Source organism: Marinobacter sp. UBA3604 (assembly GCF_002375325.1).
Taxonomy (GTDB): Bacteria; Pseudomonadota; Gammaproteobacteria; order Pseudomonadales; family Oleiphilaceae; genus Marinobacter; species Marinobacter salarius.
The window spans coordinates 58,089-81,568 of the sequence record NZ_DFMB01000037.1 but is presented as its reverse complement, the minus strand read 5'-3'; the positions used below and the strand labels follow the sequence as shown (position 1 = coordinate 81,568).

Genomic DNA, 23,480 nt, shown 5'->3' with positions numbered 1-23,480 from the left:
GGCGCCAAACTAGCAGCCCTTATGTGCTAAATCAATACAGATGACTCAAATACAATGCCTGGTCTAACCGGGTCCATTCCGGTTCAGAGCCGGGCAGTCCAAACCGCAGTGCAGCAGGCTTCTCAAACTCCCGAACGAGGATTCCCCGCCGTGCGAGATCGCCTGCAAACTCCGCCGCGCGGCCATGCCGAACGTATCTAAAAAGCGCCGTTCCAGTAACGCCTTCAAAGCCGTGCCGCGACAGGCAGTCCGCCAACCGCTGGCTTTCACTGTGCAGCCGCTCCATCGTCGCCGCCTGCCACTGGGTGTCCGCCAGCGCCTGGCCCATGATAAATCGCGCAGGGCCACTGATTGACCAGGGCCCGATCACTGCGCTCAATCGGCGAACAATATCCGGGTCTCCCACCGCAGCCCCGGCCCGCAGGCCCGCCAGGCCGAAAAACTTACCCAGGGATCTCATGACGATAAGACCGGGTTTATCGGTCGCATGCCCGACACTGAGTTCCGGAGTGGCATCGACGAACGCCTCGTCTACAATCAGCCACCCACCACGACGCTGAAGTCGCTGATGCCAGCTCAGCAACCGGTCCGGATCAACAACCTGGCCAGTGGGATTACTTGGATTGATCCACACCAGCACGTCCAGCTCGTCCAGCCAGCTTTCGTCATCTTCCTCTAGCTGATCATTGCCAATCTCGATCACCCGATGACCGGCAGCAGCCCAGTTATGACCATGCTCCTGGTACCCCGGAGAGGGCACACCTACCCGGCACGGCTTTCGTAAACGGGGCAAGTGCATGATTGCCGCCTGGCTACCAGCCAGGGCCATACATGCGGCGCCATCCGGTGCACCCACCCATTGCCTGATGAGTGGCTCCAGGCCATCGTCTGGCTCCGGCAGGCGACGCCAGACCTCTTCCGGGATCGCCGGAACCGGCCACCCATGCGGATTGATACCGGTGGACAGGTCCAGCCATTGATCCAGCGGGGTGCCCCACGTTTTTGCGGCGGCCCGTAGCCGGCCTCCATGTTCCAGCGGCGACAAATTCACGCTTCAATACCCTGGTCTCGGGCCAGCATTATTTTCCCGGCACCCAAAGCACGTCGTCCTTACCCTGGTTGTTGGCGTGTCTGGCAAGGACGAACAGCAAATCAGACAGCCGATTCATGTATGCCAGAACCAACGGGCTGATGTCCTGCTCTTCCTGTAGCTGAGCAATGATACGCTCAGCGCGCCGCGTCACGGTACGCGCATGATGTAGATACGTTGCGGCCGCATTGCCCGCGGGCAGGATAAAGGAGCGAAGCGACGGAATATCCGCGTTGAACCGGTCGATCTCCTGCTCAAGCTCAACGGTCTTGCCCTCGGCAAGCCTCAGTGGCGGGTATTTCGGGTTCTCCACGATCGGGGTACACAGATCCGCCCCGACATCAAACAGGTCGTTCTGGATGCGTGCCAGTATCACGTCCAGTTCGTCGTCCACATGCAGTCGCGCGAGACCAATCACTGCGTTGGCCTCATCCACCGTACCGTAGGCTTCCACACGCAGGTCATGCTTGGCGACGCGGCTGCCGTCGCCAAGACCGGTATCGCCCTTGTCTCCGGTTTTCGTATAGATCTTGGTGAGCCTGACCATTCATGTCTCCCGTGAACCGGTTCTGTCAGTATTCAAAGCCGGTCAGATTACAGGTTTTTCGCGATAGGTTCCCCATATCCCTTTCAGGGTTTCAACAATATCGCCCATCGAGGCGCCCTCTTTCACCAGTTCGATGGTGATGGGCATGAGATTGGCCGATTCGTCCTCGGCCTGCTCTTTCAGTTGCTTGAGCATGCTTTGAACTTTCTCCTCGTCGCGATTGTCCTTGACCTTATTCAGGCGTTCAATCTGCCGGCGTTCGGTTTCCGGATCGTGGGGATGGGTTTCGATTTCAACATCCTCTTCGTCCTGCACGAACATGTTGACGCCGATAACCGGACGCTCACCGCTGGCCTTGCGCAGCGCGAAATCGTAGGCGGAATCGGAGATGCCCCTCTGGAAGTAGCCGTCGTCGATGCACTGCAGCGTGCCACCGAGCTCTTCCACTTCGTCGAGAATCTTCCAGACTTCCTTCTCGATCTCATCGGTAAGATTCTCGACATAGTAGGAACCGCCCAATGGGTCCACCACCTGGGTGATGTTGGTCTCGTAGGCGATGATCTGCTGGGTTCGCAGGGCAATACGCATCGCCTCTTCCGTTGGAATGGCGAACGCTTCATCCATGCCGTTGGTGTGCAGGGATTGGGCGCCACCCAGTACCGCAGACAGTGCCTGAAGCGCGGTACGGATCGGGTTGATGGTGTATTGCGGCTTGGTCAGGGTGGCCGCGGCAGTCTGGGCGTGAAAACGAAGCCGGCTGGCCTCGGGTTTGGTGGCGTTGAATTTTTCGCGCATGATCTTGGCATAAACCCGCCGGGCTGCGCGGAACTTGGCAATTTCCTCGAAGAAATCCGCCTGGCTGACAAAGAAGAAGGACAGGCGTGGCCCGAACTCATTCACGTCCACGCCCGCGTCGATGGCGGTCCTGACGTACTCCATGGTGGTTGCCATGGTGTACGCCACTTCCTGAACCGCCGTCGAACCGGCTTCAGAAATGTGATAGCCGGAGATATTGATAGGGTTGTACCGCTTCATGTTTTCGGAGCCGTACTGGATGCAGTCCCGCACCAGGCGAACCGACGGCCGCACCGGAAATATCCACTCTTTCTGGGCAATGTACTCCTTGAGAATGTCGTTCTGGATGGTGCCCGACAGGTCATTGAGATCGTATCCCCGCTTCTGCGCCAGGGCGATGTACATGGCATAGAGAATCCAGGCGGACGGATTGATGGTCATGGATACCGAGATCTTGGTCAGATCAATATCGTCGAACAACTCCTCCATGTCGGCAAGGGTGTCGATGGCAACGCCTTCTCGGCCCACCTCACCCTGGCTCATGGCATGGCTGGAGTCGTAACCCATCAGCGTCGGCATATCGAAGTCGATGGACAGACCGGTCTGGCCCTGGGCGATCAGGTACTTGAAGCGACCGTTGGTTTCCCTTGCCGTACCAAAGCCGGCAATCTGGCGCATGGTCCAGTTCCTGCCCCGATACATGGTGGGGTATGGCCCCCGCGTAAACGGGTATTGCCCAGGGAAACCAATATCCTCAAAGGGCGTATTCTTCAGGTCCAGTGGCGTGTAGGTACGTTTCGTCGGCATTCCCGAGGCGGTGGTGTATTCCGTCTTGCTCTCCGGCGCCCGCTTGATAAAGGACGACACCTCGTTCAGTTCCCACTGGTCGAACTCTTTTTCAATGTGCTTGAGTGCAGCGGGGTCATACTGGTCAGTGCGCTTCATGAATGGTCTCCTTCATGGCTTTTAACAAGGTTACTGCGGCTCCATGGGGGTCCAGTTCGCGCTGGGTAACCTTCTTGAGCAGCTCTTCGGTCTGCGACCTGCTGTCACGTGCAAAATTATCCCGGACAATCTCTTCAGCAACCTTCACTACCCGGGTTAATGCAATCTGGTGCCGCCGCTGGGTGATTTCGCCGCTTTTTTCCAGGTGCTCAGCGTGACGATCAATGGCAGCCATCAGGTCGTCAAAACCGGTATGTTTTTCGGAACTGGTGGGCACCACCGGCACCCGCCAGATTCCCTCGCCCGGCTCCAGGCTCATCATCAGCATGGCCTTGAGTTCCTGAATGGTTTTGTTGGAATCCGGCCGGTCCGCCTTGCTCACCACATGAACATCGGCGATCTCCAGAACACCGGCCTTGATGGCCTGGATGTCGTCGCCCAGGCCGGGCGCGTTGACGACCACGGTCGTGTGGGCGGCACGGACAATATCGACCTCGTCCTGCCCCACCCCGACCGTCTCGATCAGGACCACGTCGAAGCCGCCTGCATCCAGAAGATCAACCGCATCCAGGGCTGGCCTGGCGAGGCCGCCCAGGGTTCCCCGGGTGGCCATGCTGCGGATGAAAACGCCGGGGTCGGACACCAGGTCGCCCATGCGGATACGGTCACCGAGGATCGCACCGCCGGAGTACGGGCTGGAGGGATCAATTGCAACAACGCCGACCTTGCGACCGCTGGCCCGGTACTCATGGACCAGTTGCGTGACAAGGGTGGACTTCCCGGCTCCTGGCACACCGGTAATACCCACCACATGGGCGTTGCCGGTCGCTTTGTAAAGCTCGGCCAGGGCTTCGCGCACCTCAGCATCACCGCCGCTTTCAACGCGGGTAATAAGTCTGGCGATGGCGCGAAGATGCCCTTCCCGCACACGTTCAGCGAGCTTCATCGAGGGTATGCGGTTAATCATTTAACCTCCTCGCTTCTGGTTGAGGCTCTGGTAAAGGTCCCGGTCATCAACGACACGCTGGGCTTTGAAGTCCGTGCGAGGAAAGGTATCCGGGTCAACCATGACAACCCGTGCCCGCACGCCCAGAACCCGGCTCAGTTCAGCCTCTGCCTTCTCACCGAGGGATCTGACCGCATCCGGCCCCTTGCCTGCGACCTCCTGGTTAAACTCCGCTTTTACCGCCAGCTCGTCCATAGAGCCACCGCGCGAAATGATGATCCGGTGCTCGCCGCCATAACCAGCCAGGCCTTCCAGAACTTCCGCAATGGCGCTGGGATACACGTTTTCACCCCGGATCTGGAACATGTCATCAATCCGGCCGTAGATGCCTTTTGGCAGCCTGGGATAGGTGCGACCACAGGGATTGTCTTCCATCACCCAATGGGTCAGATCGCCGGAAACCATCCGGATCATCGGCTGGGACGTTCTCTCGAGGTGCGTGTAGATAGGCGTTCCCTGTTCGCCGTATGGCACCCGGCGATTGGTTTTTGGGTCTGCCACTTCGGTGTAGACAATGTCCTGCCAAAGCAGCATGCCCTCGGTGTCTGCGCTGCCGGAGGCATGCATCCAGGGGGTCAACTCTGCCATCGTTCCGCAGTCAACTACCTTGGCACCGTAGATCTCCTGGATCTTGTCGCGGATGGACGGAATCGAGCCTCCCGGTTCGCCGGAGAAGAACAGCACTTTGATGCCGAATTCTCTCGGGTCTACCCCTTCCTCGCGGGCCACTTCCGCCAGTCTTAACGCGTAAGACGGCGTTGAATAGAGCCCGGCTGGCTTCATCATTCCGAGCCAGGTTACCGCTCGCGCAGTCATCCCGGGCGCACCAGCGCCGAAGGGGAAGGCTTTGCAACCCAGTCTTTCAGCTCCGATCAACGCCCCCCATGACCCCATGTAGAGGCTCAGGATCGCCGCCACAAATACCGTATCACCGGGGCGCAACCCCATACCCCACATGATCCGGGCATGGTTGTTGGCAATGGTTTCCCAGTCACGCCTGGAAATGCCAAATGCGGTCGGCCGGCCGGTGGTACCAGAAGTGCCGTGAATATGATGGATGTCGCTTTCGGGGCAGCAGAGGTAATCCCCGAAAGGTGGATTTTTCGCCTGGGAATCGCGCAGCTCCTGCTTGGTGACGACGGGCACTTCCTCGAAGTCTGCGAGGGTACGGATGTCATTGGCCTTTATACCGGCCTCATCCCATTTGCGCTGGTAAAATGGCGAGTGGTCGTAGGCATAGGCCATCACCTCGCGGATGCGCGCAACAATCAACTCATCGCGTTTTTCCGGGTCCATCGTCTCCCGGTCCCGGAACCAGTAGGGACTGTTCGCGTCCGGAAAATAGTCGTTGCGATAACTGGGGGGAAAATTCCACTCTTCCATCGGAGACTCCTGATATTGTTATTGGTTGTCGTCTGAGGAAATCTGCGGCCAGGGCCCTGACTAACGGGCACCTCGATCTGCGACCATCTGCCGGAACGAATCAATGATTTCTTGTGGCGGAGTGTCCTGAAGAAGAATCTTGTGGACGCCCATCTTGTAGAGTTCTTTGACATCGTCGTCGGGGATAACACCGCCACCGGCAACGATCATGTCTTCGGCTTCCTTGTCTTTCAGGAGCTCCAGTACCTTGGGGAAAATGTGCATGTGCGCGCCGGACAGCAGGCTGATGCCGAGGATGTCCACGTCTTCCTGAATGGCAGCGTCCACGACTTCCTCAGGCGTGCGATGCAGTCCGGTATAGACCACATCCATGCCGGCATCACGCAGTGCACGAGCGACCACTTTAATGCCGCGATCGTGACCGTCCAGACCGATTTTTGCCAACATTACCCGAATCACAGCTGCATTTTTGTCATTGTTTTGCATCGCGTTCTCCTTGGATTAACTAATCGTGCTCCCGCTTCTTTTCAGGGGTTCACGGCAGACTTGAATCTCTTTCTGAAGCCATTTTGATGCGGTTTCCACATGCTCTCTGGCAAGTGTTTCAGCTGTCCGTGCATCACCGGCCAATACCGCGTTCAGTATTGCCTCGTGCTCTTCCCAGATCTGTTTCTGGTTTTTCTCGACAATGAGAATGTCACTCATGACGCGCCTTACGTGGTTCCAGTGCGCCTCCATTGAATCAAGGATAAAGGTGTTACCCGCCAGCTCGTAGATGAAGCCATGAAAGCGCATGTCAGCATCGATCAGAGCGGGGAGATCATGCGCTTTCCCTGCCGCGAAACCTTCGGCAATGATGTCCTCACCTCGTTTTCGCGCCCCGGCATCCACTCGCTGGGCGGCAAGCCCGGCACTCACCAGATCGATCCCACACCGGAATTCGTACAGCTGCGCCACAAAACTCTCATCAAGCACCGACACCATCAGGCCCCGACGCCCTACCGCTGACAGAAACCCGTCATCACGCAGACGCTGCATAGCCTGGCTTACCGGCAACCGCGACACATCAAGCCTCTCGGCCAGCGTCTCCTGTGTGACCCGCTCACCCGGCTTAAGCAAACCTTCAACGATCGCATTGACCACAGAGTCGTAGATCAACTCCGGCAAGTTTTTTTCGGTCTGAATTTTTTTCATTGATCGCACCCCACGACGCAACTCCTTTTTGTCGTTTGCATACAGTATTCAACATGTAATACCTGATCGATTTATAATCATATTAGACCTTTGTCTAATGCTTGATCATTCAGGGGGCACATAAAACGTCAGCGGGCCCAAGAAATGGGCCCGCTGATAAAAGGAGAACTCGAAAGGAGGGATCAGGAGACGCTGTTCAGCGTTTCGGCGGTGGCTCCAGCAAATCAATACCGGCGTCGTAAACCGCATTGAGAAAATCCACCAGAACGACCGCAGACAGGCCCCATATCTGATAGCGTTCCCAGCGATAACAGGGCACATAGAAGGTATTGTTGAGGAAGTTGAGCGGATCTGTGCGCTCTCGATTATCGTCCAGGAAAAACTCAATGGGCACCCGGAAAATACTATCGATTTCCGCCGGATTGGCTTGAAGAGGGTGATCGCCGGGTATCACCCCTACGTAAGGCGTTACGAGAATCTGATGCAGCGACATGACCTGGCTCAGCGGCGCAATCAGTTCCACCTGGTCGGGTGGCAGCCCGATTTCTTCGTGGGTCTCGCGCAGCGCGGTATCGGCCAGGGAATGGTCTTCCGGATCGCGCCGGCCGCCTGGGAAAGACACCTGCCCCCGGTGGGTACTCAGGTTTTCCGACCTCAGGGTAAACACGATTTCAGGGTTTCCATGGTCATTAGTGACCGGGACGAGTACGGCTGCTTCGGGGTAATCCAATGTCAACAAACGGGGTACATAGCCTGACAGGCGTTTGGTGAGAAGGTCGCGCAAAACACGGCTCCGTTAAGACTTCTGACTGTTGAATGAGACACCGGCAGCGCAGATAGTTACACTTGCTACCAACACACATTTGTCCAGTATATGGTGAAACAGATGAAATACTGCAGCACATGCGGCCACCCTGTCGAACAGCGCATCCCCCAAGGCGACAATCGCCACCGCTACGTGTGCATCAGTTGTGAAACCATACACTACCAGAATCCCCGCATCGTCGCCGGTACGGTTCCCGTCTGGAAAGGGCGGGTTCTGCTATGCCGCCGTGCTATCGAGCCCCGCTATGGTTACTGGACACTGCCTGCAGGGTTTATGGAAAACTCGGAAACCACCCTCGAAGCGGCCACCCGGGAAACCCGGGAAGAGGCGCTTGCCGAAGTGACAGTGGACAACCTCTACACCATCATTCATGTGCCACACATTGATCAGGTGCACATGTTCTATCGCGCCACCCTCACCAGCGAAGATTTTGGCGCCGGCGAAGAGTCGCTGGAAACCCAGCTGTTTGCGCTGGAAGACATTCCCTGGGATGAACTGTCGTTCCCCACTGTCCGTCGCACCCTTGAGCTTTATGTGGAAGACGTTCGCAATGAGCACTTCCCAGTGCATGTGGACGACATTCGGTACCGGATGGGGCCTCGTGCCTAAATATCCACGCCCGGCCGCCGCTACAGCGCTTCCATCCGAAACACCTCGTAGGCGGGCTCTTCGTATGGATGCGCCTGTTTCAACGCTCGAACTGCCGCCTCAATAAGGTCGTCCTTGCACACCAACTCAACGCGGAATTCGTCCACCCGCTCAATTTCCCCTGCCTGGCCCAAAAAAGGCTGGCTGCCATCAAGCGGACGAAACTGCCCCTGACCTTTACATTGCCAGGCACAGCAATCGTAATCTCCAATACGCCCGGCACCCACTTCAAAAAGGGCGCTTTTGGTCGTTTCAAGATGACTCTCAGGCACGAAATAACACATCTTGTACATTCGTCAGATCCTCCCTTGAACACCGTTGTGTCAGAACAGAATCGGGCCATTCCGACACCCTTCCAACGGATAATTTTTGTACAGATTAAGCATTTAGCCACTTACCCACAGAATCTGTGGATAACTCTGGGGAAAGTTTTGGGGAACATGCCCCCATCCCCCGGAATTACTGCACTTTTGTTAAATTGGCGACAAATTCACCTACTTAATTAAGTTCTTATATTTCATATAGTTATAGTTGTCGAACAAAAAATGAACCTAAACCCAGTGCTTTGTGCACATTGCACACAGCATGGCACCGGGAATGTGCATAAACCGTTTGAGTCAAGGGGATTTTCGCACTTATAAACAAAAATTTCCCTTGAAAATTCTTGAAACTCCCGTCGCCAGAAACAAAAAAGCCGGCCCTGGAGGAGTCACCTTTATGGTGCGTCCGGGGCCGGCTTTTTTAGCTCAGGCTATGGCTTTAGCTGAACCAACGCCTCGCATTACGGAACATTCGGATCCATGGCGCGTCTTCACCCCAATCGGCAGGGTGCCACGAAAGCTGGGAGGTTCTGAATACCCGTTCGGGATGGGGCATCAAGATGGTGACCCGTCCATCCCTTGTGGTCACACCGGTTATGCCCGCCTCAGATCCGTTAGGGTTCCATGGGTAACGTGTGGTGACCTCGCCGCGGTTATCCACGTAGCGCAGCGCAATCAGCTCGCTATCACTCAATTGGCCTGCAGACGTTCCAGCCGGGAACTCAACCCTGCCCTCACCATGGGCAACCGCTATCGGCATCCTGGAGCCGGCCATGCCTTCCATGAACGCCGACGGAGAAGCGGGCACCTCCGCCATCACCAACCGGGCTTCGAACTGCTCCGACTGGTTACGTACGAAACGCGGCCAGCCTTCACTGCCGGGAATCAGTTCGTGCAGGTTGGACAGCATCTGACAACCGTTACAAACGCCAAGTGCCAAGGTGTCCTGGCGGTTGAAGAATGCGGCAAACTGATCACGAACCCGATCATTGAACAGGATGGACTTGGCCCAGCCCTCACCTGCACCCAGAACATCCCCATAAGAGAAGCCACCACAGGCTACCATGCTGTTAAACCCTTCCAGGGAAACACGGCCGGAGAGCAGGTCACTCATGTGAACATCCACGGACTCGAACCCGGCACGGTCAAAGGCGGCGGCCATTTCAACCTGTCCATTAACACCCTGCTCCCGCAGCACCGCCACCCGAGGCCTGGCCCCTGTGTTGATGTATGGCGCGGAAACATCGTCGCTGAGGTCGAACGTCAGTTCCGCGTGAAGCCCCGGGTCACTGCTGTCCAGCAGGTTGTCGAACTCCTCCTGAGCGCAATCGGCGTTGTCACGGAGCGACTGCACGCGATAGCTGGTTTCCGCCCAAAGACGCTGCAGGTCCGCCCGCGGTCGGGATATGACCGACTGTCCCTCAAAGGTATAGCGGATGTGGTCGTCCTGATTGACGGTACCGATCACTGAGGTGTGGTCACCAAGACCCGCTGCCGAAAACTGCTGTAGTACAAACCCGGTATCCTCCCGACGAACCTGGATCACGGCGCCAAGTTCCTCATTGAAGAGCTCACGAGCGAACTGGGACGCATCCTCCGCAAGACCATCGAGTTTGATGTCGATACCGGTGTGCCCGGCAAAGCTCATCTCAGCCAGGGTGACGAACAGGCCACCATCCGAACGGTCATGATACGCCAGCAGCTTGCTGTCTGCGTTCAGGCCCTGGATAACCGCGAAAAACGCCTTGATGTCTTCCGGGTCGTCCAGATCCGGTGCTACCGCACCCACCTGCCGGTAGACCTGCGCCAGTGCCGAGCCACCGAGGCGGTTCTGTCCCGCCGCAAGATCAACCAGAATCAGATCCGTATCCCCCGCATCTGTCGCCAGCTGAGGGGTCAATGTTCTGTCCACATCCGTCACCGGTGCGAAACCGCTGGTGATCAGCGACAACGGTGCCGTAACACTTTTTTGCTCGCCGCCATCCTCTTCCCAGACCGTTTTCATGGACATGGAATCCTTGCCCACCGGAATGGTGATACCCAGTGCAGGACAAAGCTCCATACCAACCGCACGAACGGTTTCATAGAGGTTTTCATCCTCACCCGGGTGCCCTGCCGCGGCCATCCAGTTGGCGGACAGCCGAATATCTGACAGTTTGGCGACAGGGGCGGCCGCCAGGTTGGTAATCACTTCGCCCACTGCCATGCGCCCGGATGCGGGCGCATCGATAACCGCAACCGGTGTGCGCTCACCCATGGCCATGGCTTCGCCTGTTTTCACATCAAAAGACGACGAGGTAACTGCCACATCACTGACAGGCACCTGCCAGGGGCCCACCATCTGGTCCCGCGCGACAAGCCCGGTGATGGTCCGGTCACCAATGGTGATCAGAAAACTCTTGGAACCCACGGACGGCAGCCTCAGAACACGGCTTACCGCATCCTTCAGATCAATCTTTGTGGAATCAAAAATAGGCTTGGTGAATGAGGAGCGTGACACGCTGCGGTGCATGCGGGGCGGCTTTCCGAACAGCACGTCCATCGGCAAATCAACAGGGCGATCGTCGAAATAGGAATCCCCGAGTTCCAGATGGTGCGCCTCGGTGGCTTCGCCGATCACCGCATAGGGGCAACGCTCACGGCGGCAAAGGGCATCAAACTGTTCAAGGTTCTCCGGCGCCACCGCCATCACGTAACGTTCCTGGGATTCGTTACACCAGATCTCCAGGGGCGACATGCCCGGCTCGTCGCTGGGAATGTCACGCAGTTCGAAACGGCCACCGCGACCACCGTCCTTGACCAGTTCCGGCATGGCGTTGGACAGGCCGCCGGCCCCTACGTCATGAATAAAGCATATGGGATTGTCGTCGCCCATTTGCCAGCAACGATCAATCACTTCCTGGCAGCGACGTTCCATTTCCGGGTTATCCCGCTGGACCGACGCAAAGTCCAGGTTCTCGTTGCTGGATCCGGAATCCATGGACGATGCAGCGCCGCCGCCCAGACCAATCAGCATGGACGGGCCCCCGAGGACGATCAACTTGGCCCCCACAGGAATATTGCCTTTCTCCACATGGTTCGCCCGGATATTACCCAGGCCGCCAGCGATCATGATGGGCTTGTGATAACCGCGTACCTCTTCGCCACCGGCACCGGGCGCCACTTCCTCAAAGGTCCGGAAATACCCGGCGAGATTGGGACGGCCGAACTCGTTGTTGAAGGCAGCACCGCCAATGGGACCTTCAATCATGATATCCAGAGGCGAGGCAATTCGTTCCGGCTTCCCGTAACCAAGTTCCCAGGGCTGCGGGTCATTCGGGATGTTAAGGTTGGATACCGTGAACCCGCTGAGGCCCGCCTTCGGCTTGGAACCACGCCCGGTTGCCCCTTCATCACGGATCTCACCACCAGAACCGGTTGCAGCACCAGCCGCCGGCGCTATCGCGGTCGGATGGTTGTGGGTTTCCACTTTCATCAGGATATGGATATCTTCCTCATGATAGCGATACACACCGGTTTCGGGCTCCGGGAAGAAACGCCCCCCACGGCTGCCGGCGATGACCGACGCGTTGTCCTTATAAGCGGAAAGTACGCCCTCGCTGTTCATCTCAAAGGTATTGCGAATCATCGCAAACAGGGATTTCTCCTGCCCTTCGCCGTCGATATCCCAGGAGGCGTTGAAAATTTTGTGGCGGCAATGTTCCGAGTTGGCCTGCGCGAACATCATCAACTCAACATCGGTGGGATCACGTTCCAGGTCCGAGAAGGCCTTCACCAGGTAATCGATCTCGTCTTCCGCCAGCGCCAGGCCCAGTGAGCGATTGGCATCTACCAGTGCCTGACGCCCGCCAGAAAGCACCGGAACACGGTTAAGGGTGCGCGGCTCGTCGGTATGGAACAACAATTCCGCACCGCCCATCTCGTGGAAGACTTTCTGGGTCATGCGGTCGTGAAGCAACGCCGCAATCTTCTCCCGCTGCTCGAGGCTCAGCTTGCGATTGGCTTTCACGTAATAGGCGATACCCCGCTCAATCCGCCGAATCTGCCGCAGGCCACAGTTGCGGGCGATGTCCGTCGCTTTGCTTGACCAGGGTGAAAGGGTGCCCGGACGCGGAACCACCAGGAAAAGTACGCCATCAGGCTCTTCGGCGGAAACACTGGGACCGTATGTCAGCAGGCGATCAAGTACCGCCTGATCGGATTCGGACAGCGGGAATTCAAGATCCGTGAAGTGCATGAACTCGGCATACACATGTTCCACCGCAGGCACGATGTCCTGGAGGCGAGTATGCAGCTTGCGGGAACGAAAGGGCGAGAGCGCGGGAGCGCCGCGAAGTTCAAGCATGATCAAAACCTGTACGCGCGAGACTGGGAGCCGGTGCAGCATCCTGTGTTCCGTATCGACGGAGTACAAGGCAAACAGGAAAAGGCCGGCCATCTGAAAGGCCGCAATGATACTTGAAACACGCACCGGGATACAGCGTCAAAAGGTTATAAACCGGCCGCTATAATTTACATTGTTTTGCACATTAACTGAGCAGATTCATTGACCACCCCAGTACGACCGGGGATCATTACAGATGAGCCAGGGAGGCTCCGTATTGAGTGAACATCGGTTAAACTCCCCAAAGCTGTGCTGGCATGCCACTTGCTGCTTTTTAGTAACGCAAGAAGTGCGAGCGAGGTAGCAGGGAGTGATCGGACATCAGGGGAAACACCGTAACACTCAGCGTCCTGCATCAAGGGAGTTCAGGAATTTGCCTAAGAACCGTCGTCAGCCGTACACGGCCATCGCGAAATACACCTGCCTACTGTCAATAATCCTGACAGTTGCAGGATGCTCAAGGCCAAGCACTCTTCAGGAGATCCGTTCCGAGGGTGTGCTCCACGTTATCACCCGGAATGCGCCATCGGTTTATTTTGAAGGCCGTGATGGCCCCACTGGTTATGACTACGAACTGGCGCGCCTGTTCGCAGAGGACCTGGGCGTTGAGCTCAAGGTTCGCGTTGCGAAGGACAACACCAGCGTGCTGTCGATACTCGATCAGGACTACGCCCACATCGGTCTGGCAGGGCTGTCCTCGCGCCCCGATTTTCAGCAGCGCTACCAGAAGGTTGCCAACGGCATCGAAGCCGAATCCGTGGTGGTCTATAACCGCGAAGTTGACCGCCCGGAATCCCTGGAGGATCTTGAGGGGCAGACTATTCATCTGGTGGCGGACAGCAATCACGAACACCAACTGGAACAGTTCAGCGCCAACAACAGCGGCCTGCAGTGGACCATGCACGCCGGCCTGGACGCGGCTGGCATCCTCTCACGCGTGGAGTCCGGCGAGTTCCCGCTGGCCATCGTATCCTCCAACGAACTCGAGCTGAACCATGTGTTCTTCCCGAAGGTCAAGAGCGCGTTCAGCCTCGGAGAGCCCGAACCATTACTGTGGCTCTTTCCCAGCGAGCAGGACCAGAGTCTGGCCAATGCCGCAGAACAGTTTATTCAGGAGCTGCGGGACGACGGCACACTGGCGCATATTTCCGAGCGATTCTACGGTCATCTCGACCGCCTGGACTATGTTGGCGCGCGGACCTTTGTTCATCACGTGGAAAACCGCCTGCCCAAGTACGAAAGCCTGTTTCGCGATTACGCCAAGACCTACGAACTGGACTGGCGACTGCTGGCCGCCATGGGCTACCAGGAGTCCCACTGGCGCCCTAATGCAGTCTCGCCGACCGGTGTTCGCGGCCTGATGATGTTAACGCGGAACACAGCCAGCCATATCGGCATCAATAATCGTCTCGATGCCGAGGAAAGCATCCAGGGTGGCGCAAAGTATTTCACCATCGTGCATAGCCGGGTCCCCGATCGCATTCCCGAACCGGACCGGACCTGGTTTGCCCTCGCCTCCTATAACGTTGGCTGGGGGCACGTGGAGGATGCCCGCAGACTGACCGAGGGGGCCGGCAGAAACCCTGACCGCTGGATGGACGTCAAGGAATTCCTGCCTCTGCTGGCCCAGAAGGAATGGTATTCCAAAACGCGGTTTGGCTACGCCAGGGGGCATGAACCGGTGATTTACGTTCAGAACATACGCCGCTACTACGATTTCCTGGCCTGGCTGACGGAGCCAACAAAGGTAGCGGAAACTGAGGAAAAGCCCTGGTTCAAAGAGCTGGAGGGTATGGAAAAGATTGTCGGGCCCGTCGATGGCAAGGAAAACAACAGCGACATCAGGGCGTCGCTGCCAGAGGAATTCGGTTTCGTCCCACCAACGCTATAGCCGTTGCTCAAGCGCGTTTTCCACGTGCTCGGAGGAAAACCCCCGACGGGCAAGAAAGCGGGCCTGGCGAGCTTTTTCATCCCAGTCATCGCGGATATCGCTGAGCCCGAACCGCTTCTCCCGAAGCAGCGTCGCCCGGTCGGACCAGTCCGTGTCGTTCATTTCCCGGACGCAGGACGGCGTCTCCTGGATACCCCTTTGCTGGAGTTCAGCCTGGATTCTCAGCGGCCCGTAGCCCAGATCCATCCGCTGCCGGGCATAGACCTCCGCGAATCGCTCATCACTCAACCAACCTTCGGTTTCATAGTCGTCCAGAACCTGCTCAATAACATCCGATTCGATCTTCCTCTGCTTGAGCTTAAGCGCGAGTTCCAAACGGCTGTGCTCCCGTCTGGCGAGCAGTCGCAACGCGGCGGAACGCGCCTTGTGGTCCTGATCTTCCGGATTTGATGCTTTTCCCATTCAGACTCTTCCCGCAAATGCCGACAAAACGCTAGACTAGCCCCCACCTGATACAGCTGACCGTTCAATTCCATGGATCGATCAGCTGACGTACCCGGCACCCGGAACTCCGGACAACGCCGATGGCTGGTGCCTGCTTACTTTGCCGGCACCGGGAACTGGTTTCAATATCAAAGGATAACCCCATGGCCGCATTCATCCAGAAACTGTTTGGAAATCGCAAAGCAACCGCGACTGCCGTTACCCCTCGCAAGGAAGCTACGAAGGAAGAGGCCGACAAGACAAGCAGGCAGGATGACCAACGAGAGCTGCAGGCAGAAGCACTGAAAGCCAACCCGTCCGAAGGCGAACTCGAGGAACTGGCCATTGGCGGCCTGACAGCTGGTATACGCAGCGAGGCGGCGGAAGCACTGACAGAAAAAGCCACCCTGCAGCGCGTCCAGAAGCTTGCCAAAGGCAAGGACAAAGGGGTCTATCAAATCGTTCGCCAGAAGCTGCAACGTATTCGCGACGACGAAGATCGACAACGAAAACTGGCCGAAACCATTCAAACCATCGTGCGTCATGCGGTTGAGCAGGCCCGCAGCGACGACACGAAGTTATTTGAGGCGCGTCTGGACGCACTCCTCCAAAAGTGGGCTGATGTTGAAGCTCAGGCCTCACAGGAACAAACCACGGAGTTCCTGCAGGCTGTTCACCAATGCCGCGAACGGCTGCGCGAGATGCAGGCCGAAAAGGATCAGCTGAGGCATCAGCAAGAGCAAAAGAGCCAACGGGCGGAAACGTTGTCCTTACTGGAAGACACCCTTGACGAACTGAAACATCAGGATCCGGACCTGGAACCCTCCCTGGCCTCCCTGGATGCCTTGCAGAAAACCCAGGAGAACCGCTGGCTGGAAGCCACCCGGGACACCCAGGTGGAGAAACAGGAACAGAAAACCTACGAGAACCTGATGCAGTCGCTGCGAAGTTATATATCCGCAGTCAAGCGCCTCGGCCAGCACCGCGACGAGATCATGACACTGCAGGCCACCGATAGCAGTGACACCGATGATAGCAAGCAGACCGACCAAGCCAGTGCGATACTGGAAACCGTCGACTGGCCCCGCGATTTCAGGCGCCCCACCGTGCTGGACGCTCTGGATCGCCTTGCGGGAAAACCCCGCCCTGCAAAAACCAACAAGCCAGACTCGGAAGAACAGAAGGCCTTGGCTGATTCGCTTCGGCAGGTGTTGGATAAGCTGGAGGAAGCTCTCGAATCCAAGCAGTTGAAGGAGTCCCGCCAGCACTTCAAGGCCGCACAACAACTCGCAAAAGGCCTTGATCATCGCCACGGCAAATCACTGCAACCACGAATGCACCTGCTCGGAGGCCAGCTTCGCGAACTGACAGACTGGCAGGGCTTTGCAACGCGCCCGAAACAGGAGTCGCTCTGCGAACAGATGGAATACCTGGCAAACCAGCCCATGGAACCGGAAGCCAAGGCTGAGCGAATCAAGGAACTGCAGAATGAGTGGCGGGGTTTGGGAGGTTCTTCCGATCGCGACTTGTGGTCACGGTTCAAGCAGGCCTCGGATCAGGCGTATGAGCCCTGCAAGGCCTATTTCTCTGCCAAGTCCGGGCTGAAACAGGCAAACCTGGAAACCCGCAAGACGATTTGCGATCAGCTAGGCACATTCCTCGACAACGCCGACTGGAATAACATTGACTGGAAAGCGGCCGAACGCATACACCAGACCGCACGTGAAGAGTGGAAAGCGGCCTGGCCCGTGGAATTTCGCGACAATCGCCCGGTTCAGAAACGGTTCGACGACCTGCTGAAACAGCTCGAGGCGCCGCTGGATACCGAGCGTAAGAAGAACGAAGCTCTTAAACAGGGCATTGTTGAGCGAGCGGAAGCCCTGATTGAACACGAGCCCCTGGGCGATGCCATGAGCCAGGCGAAAGCCCTGCAAACAGAGTGGACGAGCATTGGCATTACCCGACACCGCGAAGACCGAAAACTGTGGCAAGCGTTCCGCAAAGCCTGCGACCAGATCTTCGCGCAAAGGGATGCCCGCAAGAATGAGCAGGAACAGCTTTCCCGTGAGGCGGATGAAAAAGCGGGGCCGGTGCTTGAAGCCTGCCAATCGGCGGGCTCCGATAGCAGCCTTGATGTGCTCAAAGCGACACTGGCTGAACTTGACTCGCTCAGAAACGAGCCATTGTCTGCGGGCAGCAAAGAGCGAGTCAGCCAGGAACGCAGTCGCCTTTCAGGGCTGGTTTCGACCCGCCAGCTGCAGGATCAGATAGATACCTGGAAAACTTGGATCAACGCCCGGAGTTCAAGCACCCTGGACAGCGAGGCACTGCCACAGCATTGGGCCGGTCTGGCTGCCGATGTGGGCCAGCCAGACCCGGTAGAACTGGTGATTCGGGCGGAGATACTGGCGGAAGTGCCGTCACCGGCGGAAGACCAGGGCCGTCGCATGGAAATTCAGGTACAGCGACTTGCCGAAGGCATGGGCAACGCTTCTTCGGATAGCGACAAATCAAGGCAACTGGAAATGCTGGTTGCCAACTGGTGTGTGGTTCAACCAGTGGATGTTGTCAGTGAGCCCCTGGCTGAACGGCTTGGCAAGGCGTTGGAGGCTGTACTGCGCGAGAGCTAAAAGCTCTGTTGTTATGTGGTACCGACCATGCTAGGTTCGTTAGTTTTGAACAACGTTTAACCATGGGTACACGGGTAGCCAGGACGCTACTCATCAGAGAAAGGAACTCTGACTATGAGCAATCTGATTGCCGCCTGCGTCGGCGACATGCATGTTTGCCCGATCAAAGGGCACGGCTCTTCCCCCATCATGCCAAACGGCTCCAGCATTCTTGTGGAAGGTAAACCCATTGCCCGGGTGGGCGATGTCACCGGTTGCGGTGCGGTTATTACCCAGGGCTACCCGTTGGCACTGGCCGATGGAATGCCGGTGGCCTACCTTGGCAGCCCCACCAGTCATGGTGGTTCCATTGTCAGCGGCAATCCACGAGTGATTTTGGGTGTTGCCACCACCACCGCACCGGTAGTGGACTTCGCCATGGCTGGGGCACTGGATGACAAAGGTCAGCTTACCCCTGCCGCAAAAAAGTTGCTGAACAAAGATCCACAGGAGTTTGTGCGCAAGGCTGCGCAGAAAGGCGCGTTGATTGATGAAGGTTTGCCGGACGAATCACCGGATGATCCGCCCGAAGAAGAGGAGCGCCCCAAAGTCCGGGTAGAGGCAGGATTCTTTTTTGATGGCACAGGCAATAACCGTGGCAACACCCGCGCTTACCAGCAGGAGCTTGACAAATGCCTGACCGCCAATGCCGCCGGAGCCATCTCGGAAGAAGAATGCAGTAATGAACTCTCGCAGGTGATGGAAGGCAGTTACCTCAATGCCGAAACCAACATCTCGAAGTTGGAAACGCTTTACTTTAAGGACACCATAGAGCAAGACGGTACCCCAACTCACCGGCTGTCTGTTTATGTGTCAGGAGTGGGTACCAAGTTCGGTGAGCCCGACGATGGTTCGAGTATGGGGTTCGGTCTTGGGGAACAGGGCATCCTCAGAAAAATTGAGGAAGGTGCCGCTGACTTCGTATTACAACTGACTCGCTCTGTTTACGAGCCAATAGATGAGCTCGTTTTGGATGTCTTTGGTTTTAGTCGGGGTGCCGCGACGGCACGGCACTTTGTCAGCCGGGAGGTATACGATACGACAGGTTCCTTGCATGGCGAATACAAGGGAGCACTGGTCAGGGCATTTGAGCGGGAAGGCGTCCCGTGGCCCAAGAATGTGGCGGTTCGGTTCCTGGGGTTATTCGACACCGTTGCCGGCGTTGCCGATGTCGGCAATCTGGATTTCTCCGCTCACGACGGAAAAACGGGGCGTATCAATGTCAATGTAAAACCAGAGCATGTTCAGCGGGCGGTCCAGCTTGTGGCCCGGGATGAGCGCCGCCACAACTTCTCGTTAAACAGCCTGCGAAGTGAATCGGGTAATTTACCTGGGAATTTTGGCGAATGGGTTTTGCCCGGCGCTCACTCGGACATTGGCGGCGGGTATCCAGAACGGTTTCACGAGCGAATTGAAGTGCGTCCGCCGTTGGTAATCACGGGCAAGGATCGTCGAAATCCAGAGGCCAGTTTTGAGTTCTCTCGCATGTTGCAGGAACGAGCCCTGATCAAGGCCGAGGGCTGTATCGGACCGCACAATCCGTTGGCGACCCTCGAGATTGAACAGAAACGCTTGCCCATGCTACCCACTCAGCCGAGCCTGAGCGGAAACAATGTCGCTTTGCACCTCTGGCTTGATCGGGAAGTTCGGGGCGAATACTCCAGAATTCCCCTGTACTTGATTCACAAGCTGGCTGTCGATGCCGGTGTGCCTTTTGATCAAATTGATCCGACAGACGCTTCTTATTCTCTACCTCAAGAACTTGTAACTGTTGCCAGAAACCTCGCAGCTCACGTCTGGCACGGCCAACACTTGCGGCTGTCTCCTGAATCCAAAGCCCTGCTCAAGCAACGGTACATTCATCATTCCGATCATTATCTGGAAATGGGGCCGCTTTACCCGTTCAGGCCTGCGAAAAATGGCTGTCGGGCTGTTCACCCGAATAAAATCAGTGAATAAATGGAGACTTCTATGAGTATCAAGGGTTGGGTGGTCAGTCTCTGTATTTTGGTGCTGGCCGGGTGTTCGGAATCAACGGAATCAGAAGGGCAAAAATATGGTCCCAATGGCACCCACCGAAGTATCGGCGTCGTGGCACCGAAACACTACGATGTATGGGTGGATAAGTTTTTCATCGAATCCCTTTCCAAAGACATTGGGTGGCGGGCACCTATTGGTATCGTGTCCTGTTGCTGGGACAAACCGTTTGGGGCAATGGCGGATTGGCAAACCATGCCAGAGGTCTTTTTAATTCGTTGGTTCTCGTTCGCGGAGCAGCAATCCTATGAGGCTTTGATCCGGCTGGAAAACCCGGATGAAATCGAGGAAAAAATGAAGGAGACTGTCTCATTTGAAGCCTATGGCAAGATAGTAGAGCGTCCGCGAGACGTTTTGGTTCTTGGCTTGGCTCCGGGGGGAACGGTTGTGGTATGGATTATGAACCGGCATGAGAATGCTATCGAAGTTGGGCGTTTCAAGGCCAAGCCGTATGATCACGAAAAGGAGGGAGAGGATTACACACTCCGCACCGAGAGTTACCTTGAAAGACATGGGGATTACTTGGAAGAACATGGAATTCGATATGAAGGTTGGTAGCTTAGGAGTCAGTCACCACAATGCCATGCACCGGATGCCAAACCCTCCGCTTCGCTGCGGTTTTGTCACCGGTGATAGCGGGCGTTATGTGGTACCGACCATGCTAGGTTCGTTAGTTTTGAACAACGTTTAACCACGGGCACACGGGTAGCCAGGACGCTACTCTTCAGAGAAAGGAACTCTGACTATGAGCAATCTGATTGCCGCCTGCGTCGGCGACATGCATGTTTGCCCGATCAAAGGGCACGGCTCTTCCCCTATCATGCCAAACGGCTCCAGCATTCTTGTGGAAGGTAAACCCATTGCCCGGGTGGGCGATGTCACCGGATGCGGTGCCATCATTACCCAAGGCTACCCGTTGGCACTGGCCGATGGTATGCCGGTGGCCTACCTTGGCAGCCCCAGCAGTCATGGTGGTTCCATTGTCAGCGGTAATCCACGAGTGATTTTGGGTGTTGCCACCAACACCGCACCGGTTGTGGACTTCGCCATGGCTGGTGCGCTGGATGACAAAGGTCAGCTTACTCCTGCCGCCAAAGAGTTGCTGGATAAAGATCCACAGGCGTTTGTGCGGAAAGCTGCGCAGAAAGGCGCGTTGATTGATGAAGGTTTGCCGGACGAATCACCGGATGATCCGCCCGAAGAAAAGGAGCGCCCCAAAGTCCGGGTAGAGGCAGGATTCTTTTTTGATGGCACAGGTAACAACCGAAACAACACTCAGACCTATCAAAAGCAGGTAGATGAATGCCTGACGGCAAATGCTGCTGGGGCCATGTCAGAAGAAGATTGCAGTAGTGAAGTGTCGCAGATTATGGAGGGTAGTTACCTCAACGCTGAAACCAATGTTTCCAAGGCGGAGCGCATGTATCGGCAGGGGCGATTCCAGAGTGACGAGTGGGAACAACTCCACCACATTTCAACCTACGTTTCAGGTGTAGGTACAAAGTCCGGCCAACCAGACGATGGCCCTAGCATGGGGCTTGGCCTTGGAGAGCAAGGGATACTCAAGAAACTTGACGAAGGCTGCAATAACTTTCTCTTTCAACTAAAGCGTAACGTTACTGATCGAATCGATGAATTGGTTCTCGATGTGTTTGGCTTTAGTCGTGGAGCGGCTACGGCCCGACATTTTATCAGTCGGGAGGTAAACGGTGAAAGCGGGGCTTTGGCCAAAGCCTTCAAGCAAGCGGGTTTTCCATGGCCGAAGAAGATCACCGTTCGCTTTTTGGGCCTGTTCGACACCGTTGCGGGAATTGCCGATCTTGGCAATCTGGATTTCTCTGCACACGATGCGGAAACGGGTCACATTAACATCAACCTGAGGCCGGAAGATGCTGAAAGGGTTGTTCAGTTTGCGGCGCGGGATGAGCGCCGCCACAATTTTTCACTGAACAGTCTACGGAGTGAGTCCGGCAACCTGCCGGATCACTTCAGCGAATGGACGCTGCCGGGGGCTCATTCTGATATTGGCGGTGGTTACCCGGATAGCTTCCACGAGCGTGTTGAAGTTCGCCCGCCTCTAGTGGTCAGGGGGAAAGACCGCCGCAATCCCGAAGCCAGTTTTGAATTTTCGCGCATGTTGCAGGATCGTGCGCTGATCAAAAATGAAGGCTGGATCGGGCCACTGAATCCACTTGCCACGCTTGAAATCGAACCGGAGCGCGCACCCGGTTTGCCGGGCGGTGATATAACGCTTCGTCTTTGGCTGGACCGCGAAGTTCGTGGCGAATATTCCCGTATCCCGCTCTACCTGATGCATAAGTTGGCAGTGGATGCCGGAGTGCCTTTCGATGTTATTGACCCTAAAGACTCGTCGCTTTCTCTTCCTGATGAATTGTTTACCGTTGCCAGAAATCTGGCCGCCCATGTCTGGCATGGCAGCGACCTACTGATGACCCCAGAATCCCAGGCGTTGCTTAAGCAACGATACATTCACCATTCGGATCATTACTTGAAGCTTGGGCCGCTTTATCCCTTCAAGCCAGCCAAATACGGCAAACGGGCCGTGCATCCGAATGAAGGACGGTGGATTGAGGGGCAATATCATGAGTATTAAACATCTGGCGGTCAGCCTCTGTGTTTTGGTGCTTCTGGGGTGCTCGGAGCAAGTAGGGTCCGAAGGGACTCAGAATGGTCCAGAGTCCACGTATAGAAGTATCGCGGTTGTGGTACCCAAGCACTACGATGCGTGGGTCGATACGTTGATTTTTGAATCTCGTTCCGAGGATATTGGTTGGAGAGCTCCTATTGGAATTATCACGTGTTGCTGGAGAGAACCATCGGGCAAGCATGCTGAGTGGCAAGCTATGCCAGAACTGGTCTTGATCAAGTGGTTCTCCTTTGCCGAACAGCAATCGTATGAAGCACTGATTCACCTGAAAAACGCTGACGAAATCGAAGAAAAGATGAAGGAAATTGCACCTTTCGAGAGCTTTGGAGAGATAGCGGAATACCCTCGGGATGCCCTGGTTTTTGGGCTGGCGCCGGGCGGGACCGTTGTAGTGTGGATTATGAACCGGGGCGAGAATGCGATTGAGGTTGGGCGGTACGAAGCAAAACCCTACGATCACAAGAAAGAAGGAGAGGACTATACTCGTCGTACGGAGAGCTATCTCGAAAGAGAGGGAGAGTTTCTTCAGGAAAATCGGATCAAACTGGATGGCTGGTAGGTGCATGGTCTTACAGTTTTGGGGTCAGCCACCAC

18 protein-coding genes are annotated in these 23,480 nt (G+C 56.4%); 7 read left to right on the top strand and 11 right to left on the bottom strand.

Annotation, left to right across the window (positions count from 1 at the left end; all coding sequences use genetic code 11):
* Window positions 1-31: 31 nt before the first annotated feature.
* The 8 genes from cobD to B2590_RS11015 all read right to left on the bottom strand — a co-directional run bounded on the left by cobD (window position 32) and on the right by B2590_RS11015 (window position 7,744).
* Window positions 32-1,051 carry a threonine-phosphate decarboxylase CobD gene (gene cobD, locus B2590_RS11050; protein ID WP_286810194.1) on the bottom strand — a complete coding sequence of 340 codons (1,020 nt, stop codon included), beginning with the start codon at window positions 1,049-1,051 and terminating at the stop codon, window positions 32-34.
* A gap of 28 nt (window positions 1,052-1,079) precedes the next feature.
* On the bottom strand, window positions 1,080-1,637 hold the full coding sequence (locus B2590_RS11045) for a cob(I)yrinic acid a,c-diamide adenosyltransferase (RefSeq protein ID WP_286810195.1): 558 nt from the start codon (window positions 1,635-1,637) through the stop codon (window positions 1,080-1,082).
* Between the two features lie 42 nt (window positions 1,638-1,679).
* Window positions 1,680-3,377, bottom strand: coding sequence for a methylmalonyl-CoA mutase family protein (locus B2590_RS11040; protein WP_286810196.1), 1,698 nt, complete (start codon window positions 3,375-3,377; stop codon window positions 1,680-1,682).
* Window positions 3,364-4,344, bottom strand: coding sequence for a methylmalonyl Co-A mutase-associated GTPase MeaB (meaB, locus tag B2590_RS11035; RefSeq protein WP_082040558.1), 981 nt, complete (start codon window positions 4,342-4,344; stop codon window positions 3,364-3,366). The genes B2590_RS11040 and meaB overlap by 14 nt, the downstream gene beginning before the upstream one ends.
* Entirely contained in the window at window positions 4,345-5,766 is a 1,422-nt protein-coding gene (locus tag B2590_RS11030; RefSeq protein WP_041334660.1) for a phenylacetate--CoA ligase family protein, read from the bottom strand.
* Window positions 5,767-5,826: 60 nt separating this feature from the next.
* On the bottom strand, window positions 5,827-6,252 hold the full coding sequence (locus B2590_RS11025) for a cobalamin B12-binding domain-containing protein (protein ID WP_127400901.1): 426 nt from the start codon (window positions 6,250-6,252) through the stop codon (window positions 5,827-5,829).
* Between the two features lie 15 nt (window positions 6,253-6,267).
* Complete coding sequence (locus B2590_RS11020; RefSeq protein WP_036206493.1) at window positions 6,268-6,960, bottom strand: GntR family transcriptional regulator; 693 nt, start codon at window positions 6,958-6,960, stop codon at window positions 6,268-6,270.
* A 196-nt stretch (window positions 6,961-7,156) separates the two neighbouring features.
* On the bottom strand, window positions 7,157-7,744 hold the full coding sequence (locus tag B2590_RS11015) for an NUDIX hydrolase (RefSeq protein ID WP_041334654.1): 588 nt from the start codon (window positions 7,742-7,744) through the stop codon (window positions 7,157-7,159).
* Window positions 7,745-7,846: 102 nt separating this feature from the next.
* On the opposite strand from B2590_RS11015, the gene B2590_RS11010 reads away from it, so the two are divergent.
* On the top strand, window positions 7,847-8,395 hold the full coding sequence (locus B2590_RS11010; RefSeq protein WP_036206490.1) for an NUDIX hydrolase: 549 nt from the start codon (window positions 7,847-7,849) through the stop codon (window positions 8,393-8,395).
* A 20-nt stretch (window positions 8,396-8,415) separates the two neighbouring features.
* Here B2590_RS11010 and B2590_RS11005 read toward each other — a convergent pair whose 3' ends face one another.
* Both B2590_RS11005 and purL read right to left on the bottom strand, forming a co-directional pair.
* Complete coding sequence (locus B2590_RS11005; RefSeq protein ID WP_127400899.1) at window positions 8,416-8,727, bottom strand: YqfO family protein; 312 nt, start codon at window positions 8,725-8,727, stop codon at window positions 8,416-8,418.
* Window positions 8,728-9,193: 466 nt separating this feature from the next.
* Window positions 9,194-13,099, bottom strand: coding sequence for a phosphoribosylformylglycinamidine synthase (gene purL / locus B2590_RS11000; protein WP_127400898.1), 3,906 nt, complete (start codon window positions 13,097-13,099; stop codon window positions 9,194-9,196).
* A gap of 535 nt (window positions 13,100-13,634) precedes the next feature.
* On the opposite strand from purL, the gene mltF reads away from it, so the two are divergent.
* Window positions 13,635-15,029 carry a membrane-bound lytic murein transglycosylase MltF gene (mltF, locus tag B2590_RS10995; protein ID WP_319830334.1) on the top strand — a complete coding sequence of 465 codons (1,395 nt, stop codon included), beginning with the start codon at window positions 13,635-13,637 and terminating at the stop codon, window positions 15,027-15,029.
* Here mltF and B2590_RS10990 read toward each other — a convergent pair.
* Window positions 15,024-15,491, bottom strand: coding sequence for a regulatory protein RecX (locus tag B2590_RS10990; RefSeq protein ID WP_085681149.1), 468 nt, complete (start codon window positions 15,489-15,491; stop codon window positions 15,024-15,026). The two genes, mltF and B2590_RS10990, sit on opposite strands and share 6 nt — an antisense overlap.
* A gap of 185 nt (window positions 15,492-15,676) precedes the next feature.
* On the opposite strand from B2590_RS10990, the gene B2590_RS10985 reads away from it, so the two are divergent.
* The 5 genes from B2590_RS10985 (at window position 15,677) to B2590_RS10965 (ending at window position 23,445) form a co-directional block, all read left to right on the top strand.
* Window positions 15,677-18,142, top strand: a complete 2,466-nt coding sequence (locus B2590_RS10985) for a DUF349 domain-containing protein (RefSeq protein ID WP_286810197.1) — start codon at window positions 15,677-15,679, stop codon at window positions 18,140-18,142.
* 114 nt (window positions 18,143-18,256) lie between these two features.
* Window positions 18,257-20,140 (top strand): phospholipase effector Tle1 domain-containing protein, encoded by a 1,884-nt coding sequence (locus B2590_RS10980; RefSeq protein WP_286847945.1) that lies wholly within the window; start codon window positions 18,257-18,259, stop codon window positions 20,138-20,140.
* Between the two features lie 12 nt (window positions 20,141-20,152).
* A complete protein-coding gene (locus B2590_RS10975) occupies window positions 20,153-20,776 on the top strand; it encodes a DUF2931 family protein (RefSeq protein WP_273063210.1) in 624 nt (207 codons plus the stop codon).
* Window positions 20,777-20,963: 187 nt separating this feature from the next.
* The gene (locus tag B2590_RS10970; RefSeq protein WP_286810199.1) at window positions 20,964-22,832 is read left to right on the top strand and encodes a phospholipase effector Tle1 domain-containing protein; all 1,869 of its coding nucleotides are present in this window, start codon (window positions 20,964-20,966) and stop codon (window positions 22,830-22,832) included.
* Complete coding sequence (locus B2590_RS10965) at window positions 22,822-23,445, top strand: DUF2931 family protein (RefSeq protein WP_273063213.1); 624 nt, start codon at window positions 22,822-22,824, stop codon at window positions 23,443-23,445. The genes B2590_RS10970 and B2590_RS10965 overlap by 11 nt, the downstream gene beginning before the upstream one ends.
* Window positions 23,446-23,480 lie beyond the last annotated feature (35 nt).

What these genes read in the sequence shown, in the direction of transcription:
- B2590_RS11020 (WP_036206493.1), bottom strand. Translation starts at nt 6,960, where the DNA reads ATGAAAAAAATTCAGACCGAAAAAAACTTGCCGGAGTTGATCTACGAC.
- B2590_RS10975 (WP_273063210.1), top strand. Translation starts at nt 20,153, where the DNA reads ATGAGTATCAAGGGTTGGGTGGTCAGTCTCTGTATTTTGGTGCTGGCC.
- purL (WP_127400898.1), bottom strand. Translation starts at nt 13,099, where the DNA reads ATGCTTGAACTTCGCGGCGCTCCCGCGCTCTCGCCCTTTCGTTCCCGC.
- B2590_RS11025 (WP_127400901.1), bottom strand. Translation starts at nt 6,252, where the DNA reads ATGCAAAACAATGACAAAAATGCAGCTGTGATTCGGGTAATGTTGGCA.
- B2590_RS11030 (WP_041334660.1), bottom strand. Translation starts at nt 5,766, where the DNA reads ATGGAAGAGTGGAATTTTCCCCCCAGTTATCGCAACGACTATTTTCCG.
- B2590_RS11005 (WP_127400899.1), bottom strand. Translation starts at nt 8,727, where the DNA reads ATGTACAAGATGTGTTATTTCGTGCCTGAGAGTCATCTTGAAACGACC.
- B2590_RS10980 (WP_286847945.1), top strand. Translation starts at nt 18,257, where the DNA reads ATGAGCAATCTGATTGCCGCCTGCGTCGGCGACATGCATGTTTGCCCG.
- B2590_RS11045 (WP_286810195.1), bottom strand. Translation starts at nt 1,637, where the DNA reads ATGGTCAGGCTCACCAAGATCTATACGAAAACCGGAGACAAGGGCGAT.
- B2590_RS11010 (WP_036206490.1), top strand. Translation starts at nt 7,847, where the DNA reads ATGAAATACTGCAGCACATGCGGCCACCCTGTCGAACAGCGCATCCCC.
- meaB (WP_082040558.1), bottom strand. Translation starts at nt 4,344, where the DNA reads ATGATTAACCGCATACCCTCGATGAAGCTCGCTGAACGTGTGCGGGAA.
- B2590_RS10965 (WP_273063213.1), top strand. Translation starts at nt 22,822, where the DNA reads ATGAGTATTAAACATCTGGCGGTCAGCCTCTGTGTTTTGGTGCTTCTG.
- B2590_RS10985 (WP_286810197.1), top strand. Translation starts at nt 15,677, where the DNA reads ATGGCCGCATTCATCCAGAAACTGTTTGGAAATCGCAAAGCAACCGCG.
- B2590_RS11040 (WP_286810196.1), bottom strand. Translation starts at nt 3,377, where the DNA reads ATGAAGCGCACTGACCAGTATGACCCCGCTGCACTCAAGCACATTGAA.
- B2590_RS10970 (WP_286810199.1), top strand. Translation starts at nt 20,964, where the DNA reads ATGAGCAATCTGATTGCCGCCTGCGTCGGCGACATGCATGTTTGCCCG.
- B2590_RS10990 (WP_085681149.1), bottom strand. Translation starts at nt 15,491, where the DNA reads ATGGGAAAAGCATCAAATCCGGAAGATCAGGACCACAAGGCGCGTTCC.